Origin of the sequence: Sphingopyxis sp. A083, assembly GCF_001468495.1 — a bacterium.
Classification (GTDB): domain Bacteria; phylum Pseudomonadota; class Alphaproteobacteria; order Sphingomonadales; family Sphingomonadaceae; genus Sphingopyxis; species Sphingopyxis terrae.
In genome coordinates, this window is the sequence record NZ_LNSK01000001.1 from 343767 (window position 1) to 364294 (window position 20528).

Genomic DNA, 20528 nt, shown 5'->3' on the forward strand with positions numbered 1-20528 from the left:
CCTCGCCCGATCGGCCATGTCGCTATCACCGGCATCTGTACTGGTACACCGCAGCCGTCGCCTTGCCGGCACGATCCGCTATCCAATCTTGATTTTCAGAATGAAAGATTCAGTAGTGATGACGCGCGTCGTGGACTGGAAACCTTTGATCGGCCGGATTTTTCCTACGCTATGCGCGGCGATCCTTTTCGGTTTCATGTCTCCGGCGGCCCATGCGGAAGGTGGCTGTCCCGACGGATTTTTCCCGATCGGCGGCGGGACGGGCGGATGGCAAGGGTGCGCGCCGATCCCCGGCTACGACGATGGCGGCGCCGAGGAAGAGCCGCAACAGCCGACGAGGTCGGCTTATGACAATTACTATGCGGCCGCCTGGCATCGCGATTCAAGCTGGGCTTGGCTCGTCACCGGCTATTCGAATCGAACGCGCGCCGATCGGGCGGCGCTGGCGGCCTGCAATGCGGCGATGGGATCGGGGTGCACGACGGCCGCCGGCGGTGCCAATGGCGCGCTTGTGATCTCACGCGGGGTCGAGGGCGATCTTTATGCCATGTCCGGAGCGGATAAAGGCAAAGCCGAAAAGGCCATGGCGAAATATTGCAAGGAAGCTAACGACGAGTGCGAGGAAATCCAGTGGGCCACGGCACCAGCCTTGATCGCGCCCTCCGGTCAGAATGTGCCCGAATCGCCCCGAATCTATGGCCCTGTGAACGATCCGCATCGCCGTTACGGGGCGCTCGCCTGGCCTGATGGCGGAGCCGATGCGGCGCCGACGCGCGAGGTCTGGATCGTGGGCGGGCGACCTTCGCCGGATAAGGCGGCGTCCGATGTGGTTGCGCGGTGCCAGGACGACAGCGGCAAGACTTGCAGCGTCAAGCTGGCTGGTTCCGACGTCTATATTGCCCTGACGATGGGCGATGGCGTGATGGGTGGCGCGGCCAGCGCATCCTCGGTCGCGGCTGCCCAGAAACGCGCGCTCGATTTCTGCCGAAAAACGTACAAGCGATGCCGGGAGGCCGGCTTTTTCGACCTGGTTGCGGAGCAGGCCTTGCGGTACGATCCCGAGGCCTTCGGCAAGCCCTGGTTTACCGCGCAAAGCTGGACCAAGGGCGGCAAGGCACCGTGGCGCAATTCGGTGTGGTCGGTGTCCGGCGCGAAGGATATGGACAGCGCGAAAAAGGCGGCACTGGCTTCCTGTCACGCCGAAACCAAAGATGAGTGCGAGGTCGCGTCCTGGTCCTCGAACAGCAAGGTGGCGCTATCCGTCGACGCAACCGGAGCCGTACATGTGCTCTGGACGGCTTGGTCGAACGATCCTGCGAAGGTGGTCGCAAAAGACTGTGCGGCGCAATCCCTTGATTGCCGGATTGTAACCATCATCGATTCCCGCCTGCCTTCTACAGGACGAATCGACGTTGAATAGCTGCTACCCGAGCAAACGCTGGACCGTGCGTCCTTTAGCGGAGGGTGTCAGTTGAAGGATGATGCGGTGCTGCACGCCGCATATTGTATCTGGCAATGCTGCGCCGCCTCATTGCAACTGCGCATCGCCAATCGGTTCGCAGCGGCCATGGTCGCGGCATAAGCGATTCCGACTTGCCGGTCGTCCCCCGACGCATAAGCGGCGCATTGGTTTCGACAGGTCAGGCGCACCCGACATTCGCCTGCGCCGCCGCTTTCCTCGCATTGACGGATCGCGCCTGCCGTAGCGGAGCCTTCGCTCTGTCGGCCACGGACCGCACCAAAGCCGACGCCGCCAAGCGCTATTGCGCCCCATCGTGCTTCGGATTGGTCGGACGCCGCGGCGACCGGTGTGAACAAGCTCGCGAGCAGGATCGACGGAATCCATTTCATTTCGGCATGTTAAGGCAGGAAATATCGATCGCAGCCAAGCAAGCGTGCGTACCAGTGCATTTCCGGGTGGACCGCCCGCCGCCGCCTTGGCCCATGCCTGCCCGGCCAGGGAAGTGATCGAAAATGTACCGGTGTCGTAAGACTGTCCCGGTGATCGGGATCGAGATGTTAGCGTCGGGCGATGGATGCCTGCAGTCCGAAAAGCACGCGAACGCATGCACGGCTTGTCGGCTGGGTCGCACTAATTTTGTTCAGCTCGGCCTGTGCCGCGTCGCCCTATGGCCGCGAAGCGAGCAATTGCGCGCGCGGCGTGTCTATTGAAGCGGTCATCCGCGCTTGCAATCCGTCGGCCTTGCGACGGTTGCTTACATATGGCGTCGATCCTGACCTTCCCGACCGTGCGACAGGGCATTCGCCTCTGGAAACGGCTATTCTGGCGGGACGGCGCGATCAGGTCGGGGTTCTGATCGTCGCCGGGGCCGATCTCGACCGACCCGATCATGTCGGCAATACGGCGCTGCATATCGCCGCGCAGACAAATCAACCATGGATTGCGCTGGATCTGCTGAAGGCGGGTGCGCGACCGGACATCCGCAATGCGCAAGGACGAACCTTTCGGACATATCTCGATTTGATGAGCGATGATCTGCTCACGCCCTATGCCCGTACGGGAAAGCGCGCGGTGGTCGATTGGCTCGCGCAGCGCGACAGTACAGAGGGCGCCCTCCACTGACGACAGGCGAGGCCGCCCCGACGGTAGTCGGCGGACGACGATCGTTGCGCAATCCAGCGCGGCCGTCTGCCTGCTGGAAGGATGTTCAATATTTTTTCTTGAAGAACAGTCTTTTGATCATCGCCCCCGCGCTGATGAAAACTGCTGCGCCAATCAGCGCTCCCGCCAGCGGAAAATAAGCGTGATCGCGGGTACTGTCGACGACCACCTGACCAAATCCGGCCGCCCGCAACTTGTAGACACGCCACTCGGTTGCGGCAATTTGCCACAGCACAAACAGCCCGACGAACAGCGCCGACAGGATGCGGGCACGCTTCTTTCCGGGCGACGTATTTTGCGGGTCGTTCATGGTCGCTCCGGTTCATGGGGGGCGCTCGGTTGCGCTTGCTGCGGCGGTGGCGAGTCAATCGGATCAAAGGTACTGAGCGTGTAGCCGACTTCGCCCGACATGGTCATGACCGCGCCGTCGCAGGTCCGGATGCGATGCTCGAAACTGTGGCTCGTTTCGGTTTGCTGCAGATCGATCCGAAGCCCGCCATTGTGGAACCAAAGCAGCGCGTCGTAGCGCGTCCGATTATCGTCGATGCGCTCGATCCCCTTGGTCGACAGGGTGCGTTCCACGGTGCGACCGTCGGCGTCCGTCGTCCGCGCCAGTACCTGTTTCAGATCTTCGGCATAGACCTCTTCGAGCGCCGCGACACAGGCCGCATGCGATTCATAGCTTTGCGGCAGGGCAAGGATCGGCATGACGCCGCTTGCCAGAACGGCCTGGCCGGGTGCAGCCGCCGCCAGGCCGAGCACGGCTATTCCCACATGATATCGACGTTGCGCCATGTTCAGCCTTGGGGCGATCGCTCGCGAGCGGTCCGGGAGTCGGGCGCTTTCCGGCGAACTGTCGTCGCAGCAATGGTGATCGCGCCGCAGACCGCCGCCAACAAGCGTTGGCGTGCACCGGTACATCGTTTCGCTTCGCCCCGCGCTCGCTCGCCGCCAAATTGCCTGCATGACCCGAATCTTTGCCCTCCCGATCCTGTCGATCGCCGCGTTTCTTTTGGCGCAGACCGCATCGGCGGCCGCCGAACCACTGCCGAAGCAGCGGGATATTCCTGCCGAAGAAAGTACGGTGATCTGCCCGGACGAGGCCGCGGGCCGGCGCCTGTTCGAAGATTATTACACTGCGATCGCCGCGGGAGGCTTCGACATCTACCGTTTTTTCGACGGGCTGAAAGCAACGGGGTGCGAACAGAAGAGCGGCCCGTTGCAGATCGTGGAGATTCTGGGGCGGCGCCTGATCGGAACCTCCGGCGGGACGCAACTGCTCTATCGTGCGAACCGCCCCGACGGTGCCGTGGTGTTCGGACTGGTCGACGAAGGGGTCAACGATCAGTTTCCCCGCACCGATTTTGCGCGATGGATGCAACTCCATGCGCCGGGCGGTCGGTTGATCGATCGACAGGGCAACCGGCTGTATCTATGCCCGTCGCCCGCCGATGCGCAAAAGCTGGTCCACGCGATCCTTCCGATGGGTGAGCCCGGCACTGCCGATCCGCAGCAGATCAAGTCGCGTGACCGGGCCTTTGCCGCGGCTCGCTGCAGGACCGCCCCGGGCGAATATCGGATCACCGCCGTCGGCGACAGCCAGTTCGTCAGTCTGGGACCGGAGGCCGGAGAGGATTGGACGGCGCTGGTCGCGACGGACAGCGACGGACGCGAGGTCGGGCTGGTTTACGACGCCTCGGTCATGTGACGCCCCGCCGGTTTCGGGTCAGGCGCTGAGGGCGCTGCGAATGGCGGCGGTGTAGGTGCGGCCGACGCGCACTTCGGAGCCGTCGGTCAGCACCGCGACGAGGGAGGCGAACGGCATCTGCTTGATGCGTTCGATTGCGGAGCGTTGCACGATCGTGCTGCGATGGATGCGCAGGAACCGCGCAGGATCGAGCCGGCGTTCGAGAGAGGCGAGGCTCTCTTGATAGAGATAGTCGCCATCGGCGATGTGCAGGCGCACATAGTCGCGATCGGCCTGGAAGCGGATGATGTCGTCGGCCGGAATGCGCAGATATTCGCCATGGGTGCGAACCCAAAACTCGCCGTTTTTGCGGTTTTCCCGGCCGAGCGCCTGCTTGAGCGCATGCAGCGTTTCCTGCAGTTCGGCGATGCGGTCCGACTGCAGGCGCGCGCCCGCCGCCGCGCGGGCGCGCTCGATGGCCAGATGGAATCGTCCCGGTTCGATTGGCTTGGTCACATAATCGACGGCATTGTTTTCGAACGCGCGCAGCGCATGATGGTCGAACGCAGTGACGAAGACGACGGCTGGGGGAGCCTCGGCAACTGCCGCTAATATGTCAAAGCCGTCGCCGCCCGGCATCTGGATGTCGAGCAGCATGATGTCGGGGGGGCGTGCCGCGACAATCGCCACCGCTTGCGCGACATTGGCGGCTTCGTCCACGCGTCCGACCCACGGATATCTGGAGAGGAGGCGCAGAATACGCCTGCGCGCCAGCGGCTCGTCGTCGATGACCAGAACCGACATTTCGGTCATGCGGGCCGCCAAGGCAGCGCGATTGCCGCGCGAAAGCGACCATCCGCCGTGATCTCTGACGATAGCGACCCTTGCTCGCGAAAGCGCGCGCGCAAGCGATCCGCGACATTCTTCAGGCCCATACCCATGCCCGGCGGCCGGGGTCGTCCGTCATCCGCCGCGACGTCGTTTTCGACGACAATCTCCAGTGCTTCGTCGCGCCGCGTAGCGCTGACCGCAATTTCGACTGGGCCGGCCGATCGCCCGACGCCGTGCTTGACCGCATTTTCGATCAGTGGCTGCAGGATCAGGCTGGGGACCAGCGCGCCGCCCGCTTCATCGTCAATGGCGATGCTGACGGCCATGCGATCCGAAAAGCGTGTGCCTTCGATGCCCAGATACTCGCGCTGAAGGGCGATCTCTTCGCGTAGCGGGACATCGTGGACGGGGTCGAGTTCCAGTGTCGAACGCAGGAAGGTCGATAGTGACAATACCATCCGTTCGGCCTGCGTCGCAGCGCCTTCCTCGATCAGGCCGGCAATGGAGTTCAACGTATTGAACATGAAATGCGGGCTTATCTGATAGCGGAGGGCCTTCATTTTCGCTTCGAGGGCTTCCTCGCGCACCGCAGCGAGGCGTCGTTCACGATCTCCGACCTCGAAGCTGTAGAACATGGCCGTGTGAAGCGCACACCATCCCAATATCTGGCAGAAGCTGGTTATCAGGACGATGCCGGTATAGCCGGGATCGAACTTTATCGGCTGGGGATAGAGGCAGATCATACCGTTGATGAAATCAAGCGCCGCGGCGACCGGCGCCATGATTGCGGCAAACGCGATCCCCCACAGCGCTTTGGGAAGGAAGTTCCCGCTCCGTCGATGGAAAAGGAAGATCGCCAATCGGTAACCGAGCGCCCCGATGATGGCATAGACATAGAGCTTGTAAGGCGCCGATTCGATCGGATCGATGTTGAGGACGACGCTGAACAGGCTGTCGACGAGAAACATCGCGAACCAATAGCCAATGATGAGCCAGATCGTCGCACGCTTGAGACTGCGAGGAAGCGTGTCGCGTGCGTGGGTCCCTCCGGCATTTTCATGATCGCTCATGATGTTGGCCCCTTGTCCCCGCGCGATGCTGCGTGCCGTTCGTCGGTCGCCAGTAGCCATTGGCAGAAAGCCGGTGCCGATGATCCGACGCCGCGCGCCGTCCATAGGAAATAGTATCCAGCACGGTCCGGCAACCACTTAGTTCAGACGGCATGAGCGATATGCAGCCAGTATCGGCAATGTCGGGGACCGCCGCCGTGCGCAATGGCGTAGCGGCCTCGGTCGGCGGCCGCGTGCCCGACAGCGCGTGCGCGCCGGGGCGGGCGGCAGCGGGACCGCCCGCGAGCGAGGCGGTCCGTTTTCTCGTCGAGACGGATGATTTCCAATTTATACGCCGGGTTGCCGCGCTGTTGCCCGAAGGCGCGAAATTGCAGATTCTTCCGGCTGCCGTGCGGATCGATCGCGCTGCCCCGCCGACAGGACGGTCGGCTGCCGGCGGATTGCCCGCGCTGACCGGGCGACAGCAGGACGTTGCGGCGCTGCTCGTGCAGGGGCTTTCGAACAAGGCAATCGCCCGCGAGCTCGGCCTTTCGCATTTCACCGTGCGCAATCATGTGTCGCAATTGCTTCGGATGCTGGGCGCGACGACGCGGCGCGAAGCTGTAACGCGGCTCGCACCATATTTCGAGAGCGTCTCCGCACCCGAATAGGCCGCGATGTCGTCGGGGCGCGACGCCATTGCATATTCCTTTCCCTACCGCAGCCACCCTTGCCGAGTTCTGACGGTTTGTCATCGTGTCCCATTGAACCGGTACATGGCGACGCCCTCTGCGAGAGGCGCTTTCGATCGGAGCGTTCTCCGAAAGAGCCGTAAGATAGCCGACGCCCGGAATCCAAAGATGAGAGACCATCCTGGAGCCCGGGCGCCGTGCAGCAGGCGGAACCCGCTTTGTGACCGGACCGGGATGCCTGATCACGGTTCGATGCTAACCAAGAGTGATTTCGCTGGCTATCAAATATAGGAACCGGTTCAAAACGCCATGTCAAATGGCTCTGCTAAATTGAATCAGTCTTCAAAATATCAGATCTAACAATGCCTATGTTGGAAAAGTGATTTCGCATCACCAAATATAACCGGTACAAGAACCGGTACATCGGCTTCATTGCCATGCACTGTCTGTCCCCTCTAGGTCGTCCATCATCCATTATCTCGTGGTTCGAGTGTAAAGCACCGATCGCGATTTTGGCTGGCATGGTCCGAAATAAACAAGGGGAAAAAAATTGGCAAAATCGCGCATCATTCGCTTGAGGCTCGCAACGGCTCCGATTGCCGTTGCGGCTATGGCGCTGGCGCCCTCTGCTTTCGCGCAGGAGGCAGATGACGGAACCGATGCTGGCACGACCGAACTGGTCGTTACGGGGTCGCGCATCGCACGTACCGACGAAGCCGCGAGCCCGGTTCCGCTCGCTGTCGTGGGCAGCGCGGACATTGCGCTCGATGGCGCGCCGAACATCTCTGACATCCTCAACGAAATGCCGCAAACGGCAATCGGGATTACCCGGACGAACACCAACTTCCTGACCTCGGGCACCGGCATCGCGACGGTCAATCTGCGCGATCTCGGCTCCAGCCGCACGCTGGTGCTCGTCAACGGCCGGCGCTTCATTTCGGGCTTTGCAGGCGACTCTGCAGTCGACCTCAACAATATCCCGACCGACTTCATCGATCGCGTCGAAATCGTCACCGGCGGTTCTTCGGCCGTTTATGGCTCGGATGCGATTGCGGGCGTTGTAAACTTCATCCTGAAGGACAAGTTCAACGGCGTCTCCGTACGCGGCCAATATGGCATCACCGAACATGGCGACAATGGGCGCTATCTCGCCAGCATCACCGCCGGCACAAGCTTCGGTGCCGAAGACCGCGGCAATATCCTGCTGAACTTTTCCTACGACAAGGACATGGGACTGCGCTCGCGCGACCGCGCGATTTCCGCGCAGGACTGTTCAGGAACGGTCTGCGGTCTCGGGGCCTTTTCGTCCTATGCGCCGCAGGGCCAGTTCCGTACGGTCAACGCGTCGGGGCAGGCGGTCAACATCCTGCCGGGCGGTCGCAACACCTTCTCGTTCAATCCCGACAATTCGGTTGCCTATCTCGCCGGCTTCGACACCGGCCAATATGGCTTCAACCGGAACAGCGAGCGCTATATTTCGGTTCCGCTCGAGCGTTATCTTGCGAGCGGGGTCGGCAATTTCGATCTCACCGACAATGTCACCGCCTTTGCCGAAGTCACCTATGCGAAGGTGAAGTCGCGTTCGCGCCTCGAACCCTTCGCGCTCGATATTCTGAGCGATGTCTATTATCGCGATATCGATCCCTATGGCATTCCGATCACCAACCCGTTCATCCCCGCGGCAGTCGCCGCGGCGATCGCTGCTGCCAATTCGGATGCCGATCCGACGAACGACGTCGATGCGATCAACGGCCGTCGTCGCCAGAACGATGTGTTCGATCGCTCGAACGTCGTCAGCCGCGACACCTGGCGCGTTGTCGCCGGTTTGAAGGGCGAACTGGGCCGTTTCAAATGGGACGCAAGCTATGTCTACGGGCACCTGCGGGACTATAATGCCAGCGAAGATATCGACAATAACCGCTACCGCAACGCGCTGAACGCGATCCGCGTCGGGCCAGGCAATGTCGTGGGCGTGGATATCGTTTGCGCCGACGCCGCGGCCCGGGCTGAGGGGTGCATTCCGCTGGACATCTTCGGTTACAACACCGCCGATCCCCGCGCCGCCAACTATGTGAAATCGGTTGTTCCGAAATCGGAGCTCATCACCAACAAGCAACAGGTGTGGTCGGCGAATATTTCAGGTCCGATCTTCGCGCTGCCCGCCGGCGACGTCGGCCTGGCACTCGGGGTCGAATATCGCAAGGAAAGTAGCGTCAGTGACCTCGACATCCTGACCAATACGGGCGGTAACTCGGGGAACGTCATCCCCGACACGCGCGGCGATTTCGACGTTCTCGAATTTTACGGCGAAGTGAATGTACCGCTGCTGTCGGGTAAGCCTTTCTTCGAATATCTCGGGCTGATCGGGGCGGCACGCCTGTCGGACTATTCGACGGTGGGTTCGACGTTCAGCTGGAATGCGGGTGCCGAATGGTCGCCGCTGCCCGGGCTGCGTTTCCGCGGCGTCTATGCCGAAGCGAACCGCGCGCCGAATATCAGCGAATTGTTCACCGCGCCGTCGGAAACCTTCGCGTCCGTCAGCGATCCTTGCGACGGGATCACGGCATCGACGGGGGGCGATTACGGGGCGGCCTGCCGCGCCATTCCGGCGGTGCAGGCGGCGATTACCGCCAACGGCATCTTCAAATATTCGCTCGCCGATCTTCAGGGTATCAACGGGTTTATCGGCGGCAACACCGCGCTGCGTGAGGAAACGGCCAAAACCTACACGCTCGGCATGGTCTATCAGCCCAGCTTCGTGCGGAACCTGCTGCTGACCGTCGACTATTATAATATCAAGGTCGAAGGCGCGATCAGCACGCTCGGGCGCTCCTACTCGATCAGCCAGTGCGTGTTGACCGGCCTGCCGATCTACTGCGACAATGTGACGCGCGATGCGACGACGGGGTTCGTTACCCGCGTCGACGGGCAGTTGCTAAACGTTGCGGGCCTTTGGTCGGAAGGCGTCGACGTCGGCGTCCGGTATAATATGCCGCTCGGCCTCAGCGCCGACGACAGCCTGGGGTTCAGCCTCAATTACACCTATCTGATCGCGTCGAAGCAACAGGGTGACCCGGCCGATGACGTGATCAACTATGCGGGTACGTTCGGCAATCCGCGGCACAACCTGACCTCGCGTCTGACGTATCGCACCGGCGGCTTCAGCATTAGCTGGCAGGCCAATTACCATGGTGGCGGCGACTATATTAAGGACTATTTCAACGCCAATCCCGCCGTTCAGGCGCTGAACAAGATCGACGGCTTCATGCTCCACAATGCCCAGCTTCGCTGGCAGCCGGGTGAAGACAAGAAGTTCGATTTCTATGTCGGCGTCGACAATATCTTCGACAAGAAGCCGCAATATATTCCCGGCTCGCCATTCGGTACGCCGACGGGGCTCGAAACATCGCCGGTGTTCGATCTCTACGGTCGCCGTTTCTATGCAGGTGCCGTGGTCAAATTCTGATCGTCGACGAGACGACGACCTGGGGGCGGAGAGCAATCTCCGTCCCCATTTTTGTTCGAGACGCCGAAACGTACCGGTGCATTGCTGCGCTGGCGCCCCGCTGGTCCGACGCCCAGAACCGCCGTTCCGAATGTACGGGGGATGGGGGCGATGGGATTTTTGACGCTGCGTCGGCCGTGGATGCGCTGGACGCTCCTGGTGATGATAACCGTCGGGGGCCTCGCATTCGGCGGAGCCGCTCAGGCGCAGCACACGTCGCCTTATTGTTCGCCGCGCACCGCAACCGTTGCGTCTGGCGGGGTGGTCGAGGTTGACCTCACATCTTGTGACAATACGCATATAGGTTTGGGAAACGGCGTCGCGGTGACGCGAAACGGGCCGTCCCACGGAACGGCGACGACATCGGAACGCTTTGTCCCGCCGAGCTCGACTGCATCGATCCTCACATACAGCCACAACGGCGATGCGGCGACGCAGGATGTATTCGACATTCAGGACAATGACGGATTCTGGATCCAGGTCACCATCACCATCAGCGCGCCGACGTCGTCCATTGTCGTGACCCCCGCGTCGCTTCCTTCGCTGAACGCGGGGACCGCACTTAATCAGGCGCTGAGTGCAACGGGCGGCACCGCGCCCTATAGCTTTAGCGTGTCCGGCGGGACGCTGATCCCCGGCTTGAATCTGTCGTCCAGCGGCATACTCTCCGGCACGCCATCGCGCCGCGGAAATTATACGTTCAGTGTCACCGCGCAGGACTCGCTCGGCGCAACTGCGGTGAAGAGCTATAGCGGAACGATCGGCAATCCGTCGCTCTCGCTGGCAACGGGAACGGTAACGCTGGTTCAGGGCGCGGCGGCATCAGCCCAGCTCGCGACCAATGGCGGGGTCGCGCCCTATATCTATGCCACCGAACCTCCCGGCACCCCCATGCCTTTCGGGCTCAGCCTTTCGACAGGCGGCCTGATTACCGGAACGCCTGCTTCGTCGGGAAGCGCGAACGTCCAGCTTCGCGTCACCGACAGCAGCAGCGGGCCCGGCCAATATTTCGAGCTCGAGACACTGACCATCAATGTCGTGTCGGCACCCAGCGTTTCGATCGCGGTCTCGCCGGCCTCGGTCAGCGAGGACGGCGCGACCAACCTGACCTATACCGTCACTCGCAGTGCGAACCTGTCGTCGCCGACGACGGTCAATATCACGACCGGCGGCACCGCAACCGCTGGCGTCGATTATACGGGCAATGTCGCCAGCGTGACGATTCCAGCGGGGTCGACGACGGCCAGCATCACGATCAACCCGACCACCGACAGCATCATCGAGCCAGACGAGACGGTTACGCTGAGCGTGGCCGCTGGCACCGGCTATACGGTCGGCGCGCCGTCGAGCGCCACGGGCACGATCCTCAACGACGATGTGCCGACCGCGACGATCGCCGTATCGCCAGCCACAGTGGCCGAGGATGGTGCACCGAATCTTGTCTACACCGTAACGCTCTCCCAGGCGCCGTCGTCGAGCGTGTCGATCAATTATACGGTCGGCGGAACGGCCACTAACGGCACCGACTATGCCACCATCGCGTCGCCGCTCGTCATCGCGGCGGGCAGTATGTCGGGGACCGTCACGGTCAATCCGACCGCCGATGCGTCCATCGAAACCGACGAAACGGTCATCCTGTCGCTCGCCGCCGGTGGCGGCTATGTCGTCGGCGCGCCGAACAGCGCGACGGGCACGATCCTCAACGACGATCTTCCGTCGCTGAGCATCAATGATGTGACCGCGGCCGAAGGCAATAGTGGCACAACCAATTTTTCGTTTACGGTCAGCCTGTCGGCGCCAGCGGGACCGGGTGGCGTCTCCTTCGATATCGCGACCGCCAACGGCACTGCCGCCGCGGGGAGCGACTATGTCGCTCGCAGCCTGGCCGGCCAGACGATCCCGGCGGGCGCGAGCAGCGCAAGCTTTACGGTGACGGTCAACGGCGACACGCTGAACGAAGCGAGCGAGACATTTTTCGCGAACGTCACCAATGTCGTCAACGCGGTCGTCATCGACGGGCAGGGGGTCGGCACGATCACCAACGACGATCCGCTGCCGGCGATTTCCACGTCCGATGTGTCGATCGTGGAAGGGAACAGCGGTTCGTCCAATGCCATCGTCACGGTCACGCTCGACACGGCAAGCGGCCAGACGGTGACGGTAAACTACGCCACGGCAAATGGTTCGGCGATGCAGCCATCGGATTACGGCGCGGTGTCGGGAACGCTGACCTTCACGCCGGGGCAGACCAGCCGGACGATCGCGATTCCCGTCGTCGGCGACACCGTTCCCGAAACAAACGAGGCCTTCTCGCTCGGCCTGTTCAGCGCCGTCAACGCGACGATCGCCATACCGACGGCGTTCATCGCCATCACCAACGACGATGTTCCGGTTACGCTGTCACCCGGCGCGCTTACCGGAGGACAGGTCGCGGCCCCGTACAGCCAGACGGTCTCGGCGACCGGGGGCACCGGACCCTATGGCTTTTCGGTGACGGCGGGCGCGCTGCCATCGGGGCTGACGCTGGCGCCTGGCGGCCTGTTGTCAGGAACGCCGACCGCAGGCGGCACCTTCAACTTCACGGTCACCGCGACCGACAGCAGCGCGGCACCGGGGCCATTTTCGGGTTCGACGCCTTACAGCCTGTCGATCGCGCCGCCGACCATCGTCCTGCCGGCGACCCCGCTGGCGGCGGGGCAGGTCGGTACAGCCTACAGCGCTACGATCACCGCGGCGAGCGGCGGCACCGCGCCCTATGGCTATGCGGTGACCGGCGGCAGCCTGCCCGGCGGGGTTACGCTCGACCCCGCAACTGGCTCGCTTTCGGGAACCCCCACCGCGGCGGGCAGCTTCAGCTTCCGGATTACCGCCACCGACAGTTCGACGGGAAGCGGTCCCTATTCGGCGTTCAACGATTATGCGATCGACATCGCTGTGGCGCCCCCCGTCGCCAATGCCGTTTCGGCAACGATCGGCTATGGCAGCGGGGCGACAGGCGTCACGCTCAGCCTTTCGGGCGGCGCGGCGACGAGCGTCGCGATCGTTACCCCGCCGTCACACGGCACCGCGACGGCGTCCGGAACCACGATCTCTTACCAGCCCGTTGCGGGCTATGCAGGCCCCGACAGCTTTACCTACAGCGCCGCGAACGCCAGTGGCACCTCGGCGCCGGCGACCGTCAGTCTGACTATCGCCGACCCGGCGATCGGCGTCGCGGCCACCGGACCGCTCGCCGCGACCGTCGGCACGGCCTACAGCCAGACGTTCAGCTTCAGCGGCGGCGCGCAGCCGTTCGGCAGCTATCAGGTGAACAATCTGCCCGCGGGCGTCGCGATCACGGGTTCGGATGCGAGCAGCGTGACGATCGCGGGCACCCCGACCCAATCGGGCAGCTTCAGCCTCACGGTATCGGCCATCGACAGTTCGACGGGCAATGGCCCTTTCACCGCCAGCCAACCCTTCGTGCTGACGGTCGATGCGCCGACGCTGTCGCTCGCGCCCGGCGCGGGGACGCTCACGGCGCCTTATGGCGCGGCCTTCTCGCAAGCCTTTGCAGCAAGCGGCGGGGTTGGCCCGTTCAGCTATTCGGTCATCGGGACGCTCCCCGCCGGACTGGCGTTCGGCGGCAATATGCTGACCGGCACGCCCAGTGCGCCGGGCGTCTATCCGATCACGGTGATGGCAACCGACACCGGATCGACCGGTCCGGGGGCACCGTTTGCCGTATCGGCGAACTACAGCCTGTCGGTGCCCGCTCCGACGATCGCCATCGGACCGGCGGCGCTTGCCGGCGCGACGGTCGCCGCCAGCTACAGCCAGACGCTCACAGCGTCGGGTGGGGTCGGCGGCTATGCCTATACGGTGACCGCAGGCGCCTTGCCGACGGGACTGACGCTGTCGGGCGGCGGGGGGCTTTCGGGGACGCCGACCGTCGGCGGCGGCTTCGGCTTCACCATCACCGCGACCGACGCGAATGGTCAGGCCGGTGCGCAGGCCTATACGTTGGTCGTCGCCGCTCCGGCGCTGACATTGCCCGCGACCAGCCTGCCGCAGGGCCAGGTGGGGGCCGCCTACAGCGCGACGATCCTTGCGGCGACCGGCGGCACCGCGCCCTACAGCTATGCCGTTACCGGCGGTGCGCTACCGGCGGGCGTTACGCTTTCGCCAACGGGGCAGCTTACGGGCACGCCTGGCGCCTTCGGAAGCTTTTCCTTCACCGTCACGGCGACCGACAGTTCGGGCGGAACCGGACCCTATTCGACGTCGCAGGCCTATACACTGACGATCGTCGAAGAGACGCCCGTCGCCGGAGCGGTGTCGGCGACCGTTGCCTATGGCAGCGTCGATACGGCCATCGCCCTCGCTATCAGCGGAGGGACGCCGGCAAGCGTCGCGATCACGAACGCTCCGTCGCACGGCACGGCGAGCGTGTCGGGGACGGCGATCCACTACACGCCCGCGGCGGGATATGCCGGACCCGACAGCTTTGCCTATACGGCCAGCAATGCCGGGGGCACTTCGGCGCCCGCAACTGCGACCATCCAGGTTTCGGCGCCTACGATTTCCATCGCCGCCGACGGGTCGCTGGCGGCCATTGTCGGAACGCACTTTGACCGGCGCTTCCTTTTTTCCGGCGGCGCCCAGCCTTTCTCGGCCTATCAGGTCACCGGGCTGCCCGCCGGTTTGACCGTTTCGACAAGCGATGCCGGCAGCGTCGGCATATCGGGAACGCCGACTCAGGCGGGCAGCTTCGTCCTGACCGTTTCGGGCACCGATGCCTCGACGGGAACAGGTCCGTTTACCAGGTCGCAGGCATTCACGCTGGCGGTGGCGGGGCCGACGCTCGCCCTCGCGCCGCCTTCGGCAAGCTTTGCCGCCGCCTATGCCGCCCCCTTCAGTCAACAGATCAGCGCGACCGGCGGCGTCGGTCCCTACCGCTATGCGGTCAGCGGGAACCTGCCCGCCGGCGTCGCGATCGATCCGGCGACGGGCGTGATCGCGGGGACGCCGACGGCGGTCGGCAGCTTCGCCTTTTCGGTGACGGCGAGAGATGACGGCGCCACCGGCGCCGGCGCGCCCTTCACCGCGCAGGGAAGCTACAGCCTGACCGTGGCGGCGCCGACGATCCTCGTGACGCCTGCGGCACTCCCCCCGGCCACCGCGGGGGCGCCCTACTCGGCGCTTCTGTCGGCGACGGGCGGGGTCGGGCCTTATTCCTATGCGCTCGCGAGCGGAACGCTTCCCGCCGGGATCGCGCTTGCAGGCGACGGGACATTCAGCGGAACGCCCACCGTGTCGGGCGATTTTGCGATCGGTGTGACCGCGACCGATGCCAATGGCCAGACGAGCGTGGCCGCGCTGACGCTAACCGTCGCCAATGCAGCACTCACGATCACGCCGGCGTCGTTGCCGAACGCGGTGCAGGGGATCGCCTACAGCCAGCAACTGACCGCGGCGGGCGGTGTTGCGCCCTACAGTTTCGCGGTGTCGGCGGGCAGCCTGCCCGCGGGCATTACCATAAGTCCGGCGGGGCTTATTAGCGGTACGCCGACCGGCTCGGGCAACGCCAGCTTCACCATTCTGGTCACTGACAGCACCGGCGGAACGGCGTCGACCGTTTCGGTGAGCTATGTGCTCGCCGTGACCGCACGGCCCAATCCGGCGAACGATCCCGAGGTGCGCGGTCTGGTGCAGGCGCAGGTCGCCTCGGCGCGGCGCTTCGCCGACGTTCAGGTGGGCAATTTTTCCCGCCGGCTCGAAGGGCTCCGCCATGGCGGAGGCGGCGGATTCCGCAACGGGCTGCGGATCAGCGCGTCCGATCCCTGCCTCGACACGCTGACGGCCTGGACCAACAGCCTGTGTGCGAGCAGTGATCCGGCCGGCGGAGGGCGGGCCATCCCCGGCCGGACAGGGCAGCCGCCGCTTGGTGCCGGCGCAGGCTTCGGGGCGGGGACCGGGACGGCGGCGGATGCGGACGACGGGCAAAACGCGTCGGCGTCGAGCGGCCCGATCGACGCACCGCTCGCGATCTGGGCGGGCGGCGCGATCCGCTATGGCGATCGCGACCCCTCGACCGGCCGGCCGTCGGAGCGCTTCGAATCCGAAGGCATCACGCTCGGCGCCGACTATCGTTTCGGTCCGGATTTCGCGATCGGCATCGGGGTCGGGATCGGCCGCGATACGACCGATGTCGGGCGCAACGGGTCGCAAAGCCGGGGCGAGGCCAAGACGATTGCGCTCTACGGTAGCCATCTGCTGGGCGGCGGCTTCTTCGTCGACTGGCTCGGCGGCTATCAGTGGCTGGATTTCGACCTGCGGCGCTACGTCACCGCGACGAGCGCGCTGGTCAATTCGTCGCGCAAGGGGCGGCAGTGGTTCGGCGCGATATCGGCCGGCGCCGATATCGAGACGGGCGATCTGCGCGTCACTCCCTATGTGCGCATCGACGCGCAGCGCGGCCGGCTCGATGGTTATGTGGAAAGCAGCGGCTCGCTGTTCGACCTGCGCTTCCTCGATCAGGATGTGGCGTTCACGTCGCTCGGCCTCGGCGCGCGGCTTGATTATCGCATCGCGGTCGAGAACGGCTATTTCCTGCCGCGCGTGCGCGTCGAATATCAGCGCGACGTCGAACGGCAGGGCGACGCGCTGGTCGCCTATTTCGACCAGACCGGCGGGCCGTTCAACGCCGTTCCGCTCGCGGGCTACGCGCGCAGTCGGCTGCTGCTCGGCCTCGGCCTCGAAATGGCGATCGGCGAGCGGACGTCGTTCGACGTCGAATATAATAATCGCCAGGCAACCGGCGCGGGTTCCGACCAAGGGGTGACCGTCAATCTCAAACAGGCCTTCTAGGCACGGGACGGATCGTCGGCCCCGACGATGAACTGGTACGTCGACGCCTTTGTCGCAGCGAAAGCCGTGGCTTATCCAGCGGGGCAAGCTGCAGGGAAAGGTCCTCGATGATTGCGCGACTGGCGATGGGGCTCGCCCTGCTGTTTCTTCTTCCCTCCGGGCGGGCGCTCGCCGAGCGTCCGCCCGTTCCCGTTACCGTCCCCTCCGAAATCGGCGGCTACGACTATGATCGCGGGCGTGATGCGCTGATTGCGGGCGAGACGGTGATCGCGCTGGCTGCGTTCGATCGCTCCTGCGCCATGGGAAATATGAAGAGCTGTTATAATGCGGGGCTGCTGAACGAAGACTTGTTCAAAACTGATGCTGACAAGACGCGCCGGACGACGGCTCTCGCCAGCTTCGACCGGGCGTGCGAAGGCGGCTTTCAGCGCGGTTGCGTCGCCGCTGCTGGCTATTACCGGTCAGCTCTGTCGGGGGTGCAGGATCTTCCGCGTGCGCTCGTCCTGTTGCGGCGGGCATGCGAAGCCTGGGAAGCGGACGGGTGCGGCGATCTGGCCGAAATGCTGCATCAGGGCGAGGGTACGGCGAAGGACTTCGAAGCGGCCCGGCGCTTCTTTATCCTCGGCTGCGAGCGGGGCGGCCGCGCGCTCAATTGTTTCAATGCTGGCCTGATGGCGCTGAACGGCACGGGCGGTCCACCTGACCGGCTTGCGGGTTTCGACTATTATCACCGTGCGTGCCGACTCGGTTCGGCGAAGGCGTGCAGCAACCTCGCGCTTGAATATGTGCAGAACGACTGGAATCCGGAAGATTTCGCGATCGGCAAGGGCCTGTTCAAAATGGCGTGCGACAAGGGCGAGATGATTGCGTGCAAGAACCTGGGCTATCTTGCCGAGCGTGCCGATCCGGGGGCTGCGGGAAAGAAACAAGCGGCGCGCCTCTATCGCCAGGCTTGCGACGGCGGCGAGGGAGAGGGATGTCGTTCGCTCGGCATTCTTGCCAGTGACGGAATCAGGGCGGCGGGACACAAGCGCGACGCCCTCGGCCTCTATGTTCGGGGATGCAATCTTGGCAGCGGGCGCTCCTGCTACAATGCCGGCCTTATGTACCTGATCGGCTATCGCGCGCCGACGCAGCTGCATACAGGGCTCGGTTGGTTTGCGGCAGGCTGCAAGATTGGCGATGCGTCGAGCTGCGGCGGTGCGGCGCTGGCGGCGCTGTGGCTGGGCGAGCGCGATGCCGCTGGCGGCGCCGACAAGGCCGCGCGATGGGTGCTCTATGGACGCAATCTCGATCCGGCCAGTCCTCTTCTGGATAGTGTGTCCGATTATCTTGCCAAACGCACGGCCGAACCCCCGACCTTACAGCCCGACCGCGGTTGAGCAATCGCCCTGCCTGTCGGGGGCCATGCTAGCCCCAAAATCGCACAGACATCACATCGAGCATCGGACATAGGCGCGTCTGGGTTTGCCTACTTCCTCGACGATCAGGCGACCGCTGGCTTCCGAAAAGCGGAAATGGACAAAGTGGACGGCCTCGCTTCCGGGTCGAACAAGACTGGCGAGCATGTCGCGCGCATCGGCATAATCTGCGGCACGGGGCGGCGCATCATCGTCGCGATCATGCGACGTGCCGGTATCGACGTAAACCGTCCGGACGGTGAGCGCCTCTCCCGCGATAATTGCGAGATCGGGCTTCAATCCCATGCGGTTCTTGTAGGATTGGCCCACGCAGTTGCCCGAACGGGTAGCCCAGTCGCCCAGAAAGTGCGGCAGGATGGCCGAAGGCGCAATCGGGGCATAGACCGCTCGGTCGGTGCCCGTGGCGGGCTGGACGATCTCGCCGACGCCGTACTGCGCACCGGGCTTTGCGCTGGCGGACAAGGGCATGGCGACACAGAGCAGAATTGCCGACAGGCCGATTCCTGCCAGCGCGCCTCGCGACAGCCCTTCAAAGCATTCCCGCGTAGCCGGACCTGCTTGGGCGCCGCCTTCAGCCCGCGTGACCCTGCCCGCCATATATTTCCTCCGCGCTTCGAATGTCGGACCAATCAATGTTCCTGTTTCCCCCACCGGCGAAGCGCTGCGATGTACCGGTTCCCTTCGGTCCATCGGGCTTTCGCGCGCGCCGGAGCCTCCGGAGGTGCAAATTTCCATCGATGCCCCGCCATACTGCCAGGCCCGGCGATCAGCAGGTCGGGATCGCGCTTTTGCTCTCCTCGCCGTCAGCGGCTGGCAAGCTGACATAGTGCGTGCCTTTGCGGACGAAATGCTGGGTGATGAGCCGGCTGCCGTCGAAGCGGACATCGAACGAGCGATTGCGCACGACGTTGACGATCGTGCCATCATAGGTCTGCCCACCGTCTTCGGTGGCACCGCTGCTGTCATAATGGGAATCGAAGGTCACGAGAGACCTCGGGCCGGTCGGGGTCAATTCGGTCAGCGTCTTGGCGTCGCAGACATAGCCCTGCCAAACACCGCCCGCGGTGGATTCGATGACGAGCCCATCGAGGATGTCGCGCCGGATTTTCCACTGCGGCGGATTGCCCATTATGCTGCCCGTCACGGCGTCAGGCCATCGACCGGTTTCTGCGAATTTGGCACCGTGCATTTCGCGCAGATAGAAGATGCCGAGCGTCCCGAGGCCCGCAGGATAAGGCTCGCCGTTCCCTTCGACAATCAGGACGGGGCCGAATGAAGCCCAGACGAGTTTGCCCTTCGCATAGGTATAGACAGCGTCTTCGGTCACGCGCATTTCCCGCTCGCCGAGTCCGAAGACGGCATCAAACGCCAGATCCATCTGCTTCTCTTCCGGCAGGCTGCGAATGGCCGACGGAGCAGGCTTGGCCGTTGGTGGCGACTGGGTGGCCGACGCTTTGCGAGCGACCCCCGGCGCCGCATCCGCCATGGCCACGGACGATGTCGCGCCGCCCCAATGCGCCAGCGCCCATCCACTCCCGCCCAGCAGCGTCAGTCCCGCGAGTGCCGCAAACGGCCACCGTCGTTTGCCGGGCGCCCTCCCTTCGCCATCTTGGGCCGGCATGGCCTTGTTTTCCGGGTCTTCCGGCGAGCTTGCTGTCGTTACTGTCGCTTCATGCCATTGCAGAAGCTGCGCCTTTTCCCGGTCGAACTCCTCCGCGCTGAGCGCCCCGGCTTCGCGCAGCCGCGTCAATCGTTCAAGGCGGCTCAGATGATCGTCGGTGGCCATGATCCCTCGCGCTGATAATCTCAAGGGCGTCAGCCTACTCCAGCATCCCCGAAGGCGAGAGGAGGCAATCGCGTACCGGTACATC

General features: G+C 64.0%; 14 protein-coding genes. 7 read left to right on the top strand and 7 right to left on the bottom strand.

Annotated elements, in window-relative coordinates; translation table 11 throughout:
• Window positions 1-16: 16 nt before the first annotated feature.
• Window positions 17-1420, top strand: coding sequence for a DUF4189 domain-containing protein (locus ATE59_RS01740; RefSeq protein ID WP_156416686.1), 1404 nt, complete (start codon window positions 17-19; stop codon window positions 1418-1420).
• A gap of 47 nt (window positions 1421-1467) precedes the next feature.
• Here ATE59_RS01740 and ATE59_RS01745 read toward each other — a convergent pair whose 3' ends face one another.
• Window positions 1468-1851 carry a DUF4189 domain-containing protein gene (locus ATE59_RS01745; RefSeq protein ID WP_058811021.1) on the bottom strand — a complete coding sequence of 128 codons (384 nt, stop codon included), beginning with the start codon at window positions 1849-1851 and terminating at the stop codon, window positions 1468-1470.
• 181 nt (window positions 1852-2032) lie between these two features.
• Here ATE59_RS01745 and ATE59_RS01750 point away from each other — a divergent pair, with 181 nt between their 5' ends.
• Window positions 2033-2584 (top strand): ankyrin repeat domain-containing protein, encoded by a 552-nt coding sequence (locus tag ATE59_RS01750; RefSeq protein ID WP_058811022.1) that lies wholly within the window; start codon window positions 2033-2035, stop codon window positions 2582-2584.
• A gap of 85 nt (window positions 2585-2669) precedes the next feature.
• Here the strand turns inward: ATE59_RS01750 and ATE59_RS01755 are convergent, their stop codons facing one another.
• A complete protein-coding gene (locus ATE59_RS01755; RefSeq protein ID WP_058811023.1) occupies window positions 2670-2933 on the bottom strand; it encodes a hypothetical protein in 264 nt (87 codons plus the stop codon).
• Window positions 2930-3589 (bottom strand): hypothetical protein, encoded by a 660-nt coding sequence (locus tag ATE59_RS01760; protein ID WP_156416687.1) that lies wholly within the window; start codon window positions 3587-3589, stop codon window positions 2930-2932. Before ATE59_RS01760 ends, ATE59_RS01755 begins: the two co-directional genes overlap by 4 nt.
• Between ATE59_RS01760 and ATE59_RS01765 the strand changes: the two genes are divergently transcribed.
• Window positions 3588-4331: a hypothetical protein gene (locus ATE59_RS01765; RefSeq protein ID WP_058811025.1), complete on the top strand. Its 744-nt coding sequence runs from the start codon at window positions 3588-3590 to the stop codon at window positions 4329-4331. The two genes, ATE59_RS01760 and ATE59_RS01765, sit on opposite strands and share 2 nt — an antisense overlap.
• Before the next feature lie 18 nt (window positions 4332-4349).
• Here ATE59_RS01765 and ATE59_RS01770 read toward each other — a convergent pair whose 3' ends face one another.
• Together ATE59_RS01770 and ATE59_RS01775 are read right to left on the bottom strand one after the other, a co-directional pair.
• Window positions 4350-5123: a LytR/AlgR family response regulator transcription factor gene (locus ATE59_RS01770; protein WP_058811026.1), complete on the bottom strand. Its 774-nt coding sequence runs from the start codon at window positions 5121-5123 to the stop codon at window positions 4350-4352.
• Window positions 5120-6211 (bottom strand): sensor histidine kinase, encoded by a 1092-nt coding sequence (locus tag ATE59_RS01775; protein ID WP_058811279.1) that lies wholly within the window; start codon window positions 6209-6211, stop codon window positions 5120-5122. The genes ATE59_RS01770 and ATE59_RS01775 overlap by 4 nt, the downstream gene beginning before the upstream one ends.
• A gap of 161 nt (window positions 6212-6372) precedes the next feature.
• Between ATE59_RS01775 and ATE59_RS01780 the strand changes: the two genes are divergently transcribed.
• The 4 genes from ATE59_RS01780 (at window position 6373) to ATE59_RS01795 (ending at window position 18618) form a co-directional block, all read left to right on the top strand.
• Window positions 6373-6861 (top strand): LuxR C-terminal-related transcriptional regulator, encoded by a 489-nt coding sequence (locus ATE59_RS01780; RefSeq protein WP_197409121.1) that lies wholly within the window; start codon window positions 6373-6375, stop codon window positions 6859-6861.
• Between the two features lie 631 nt (window positions 6862-7492).
• Window positions 7493-10348 carry a TonB-dependent receptor plug domain-containing protein gene (locus tag ATE59_RS01785; RefSeq protein WP_058811028.1) on the top strand — a complete coding sequence of 952 codons (2856 nt, stop codon included), beginning with the start codon at window positions 7493-7495 and terminating at the stop codon, window positions 10346-10348.
• Between the two features lie 180 nt (window positions 10349-10528).
• Complete coding sequence (locus tag ATE59_RS01790; RefSeq protein WP_156416688.1) at window positions 10529-17236, top strand: putative Ig domain-containing protein; 6708 nt, start codon at window positions 10529-10531, stop codon at window positions 17234-17236.
• Window positions 17237-17343: 107 nt separating this feature from the next.
• Window positions 17344-18618, top strand: a complete 1275-nt coding sequence (locus tag ATE59_RS01795; RefSeq protein WP_058811030.1) for a tetratricopeptide repeat protein — start codon at window positions 17344-17346, stop codon at window positions 18616-18618.
• A gap of 51 nt (window positions 18619-18669) precedes the next feature.
• On the opposite strand, the gene ATE59_RS01800 is transcribed toward ATE59_RS01795, so the two are convergent.
• Together ATE59_RS01800 and ATE59_RS01805 are read right to left on the bottom strand one after the other, a co-directional pair.
• Entirely contained in the window at window positions 18670-19392 is a 723-nt protein-coding gene (locus ATE59_RS01800; protein WP_156416689.1) for a hypothetical protein, read from the bottom strand.
• Window positions 19393-19423: 31 nt separating this feature from the next.
• Window positions 19424-20443, bottom strand: coding sequence for an SHOCT domain-containing protein (locus tag ATE59_RS01805; RefSeq protein ID WP_058811032.1), 1020 nt, complete (start codon window positions 20441-20443; stop codon window positions 19424-19426).
• Window positions 20444-20528: the final 85 nt, after the last annotated feature.

Coding starts and splice junctions, on each gene's coding strand:
- ATE59_RS01780 (WP_197409121.1), top strand. CDS start 6,373: ATGCAGCCAGTATCGGCAATGTCGGGGACCGCCGCCGTGCGCAATGGC.
- ATE59_RS01770 (WP_058811026.1), bottom strand. CDS start 5,123: ATGACCGAAATGTCGGTTCTGGTCATCGACGACGAGCCGCTGGCGCGC.
- ATE59_RS01755 (WP_058811023.1), bottom strand. CDS start 2,933: ATGAACGACCCGCAAAATACGTCGCCCGGAAAGAAGCGTGCCCGCATC.
- ATE59_RS01800 (WP_156416689.1), bottom strand. CDS start 19,392: ATGGAAATTTGCACCTCCGGAGGCTCCGGCGCGCGCGAAAGCCCGATG.
- ATE59_RS01740 (WP_156416686.1), top strand. CDS start 17: ATGTCGCTATCACCGGCATCTGTACTGGTACACCGCAGCCGTCGCCTT.
- ATE59_RS01805 (WP_058811032.1), bottom strand. CDS start 20,443: ATGGCCACCGACGATCATCTGAGCCGCCTTGAACGATTGACGCGGCTG.
- ATE59_RS01795 (WP_058811030.1), top strand. CDS start 17,344: ATGATTGCGCGACTGGCGATGGGGCTCGCCCTGCTGTTTCTTCTTCCC.
- ATE59_RS01775 (WP_058811279.1), bottom strand. CDS start 6,211: ATGAGCGATCATGAAAATGCCGGAGGGACCCACGCACGCGACACGCTT.
- ATE59_RS01750 (WP_058811022.1), top strand. CDS start 2,033: ATGGATGCCTGCAGTCCGAAAAGCACGCGAACGCATGCACGGCTTGTC.
- ATE59_RS01785 (WP_058811028.1), top strand. CDS start 7,493: ATGGCGCTGGCGCCCTCTGCTTTCGCGCAGGAGGCAGATGACGGAACC.
- ATE59_RS01745 (WP_058811021.1), bottom strand. CDS start 1,851: ATGAAATGGATTCCGTCGATCCTGCTCGCGAGCTTGTTCACACCGGTC.
- ATE59_RS01790 (WP_156416688.1), top strand. CDS start 10,529: ATGCGCTGGACGCTCCTGGTGATGATAACCGTCGGGGGCCTCGCATTC.
- ATE59_RS01760 (WP_156416687.1), bottom strand. CDS start 3,589: ATGCAGGCAATTTGGCGGCGAGCGAGCGCGGGGCGAAGCGAAACGATG.
- ATE59_RS01765 (WP_058811025.1), top strand. CDS start 3,588: ATGACCCGAATCTTTGCCCTCCCGATCCTGTCGATCGCCGCGTTTCTT.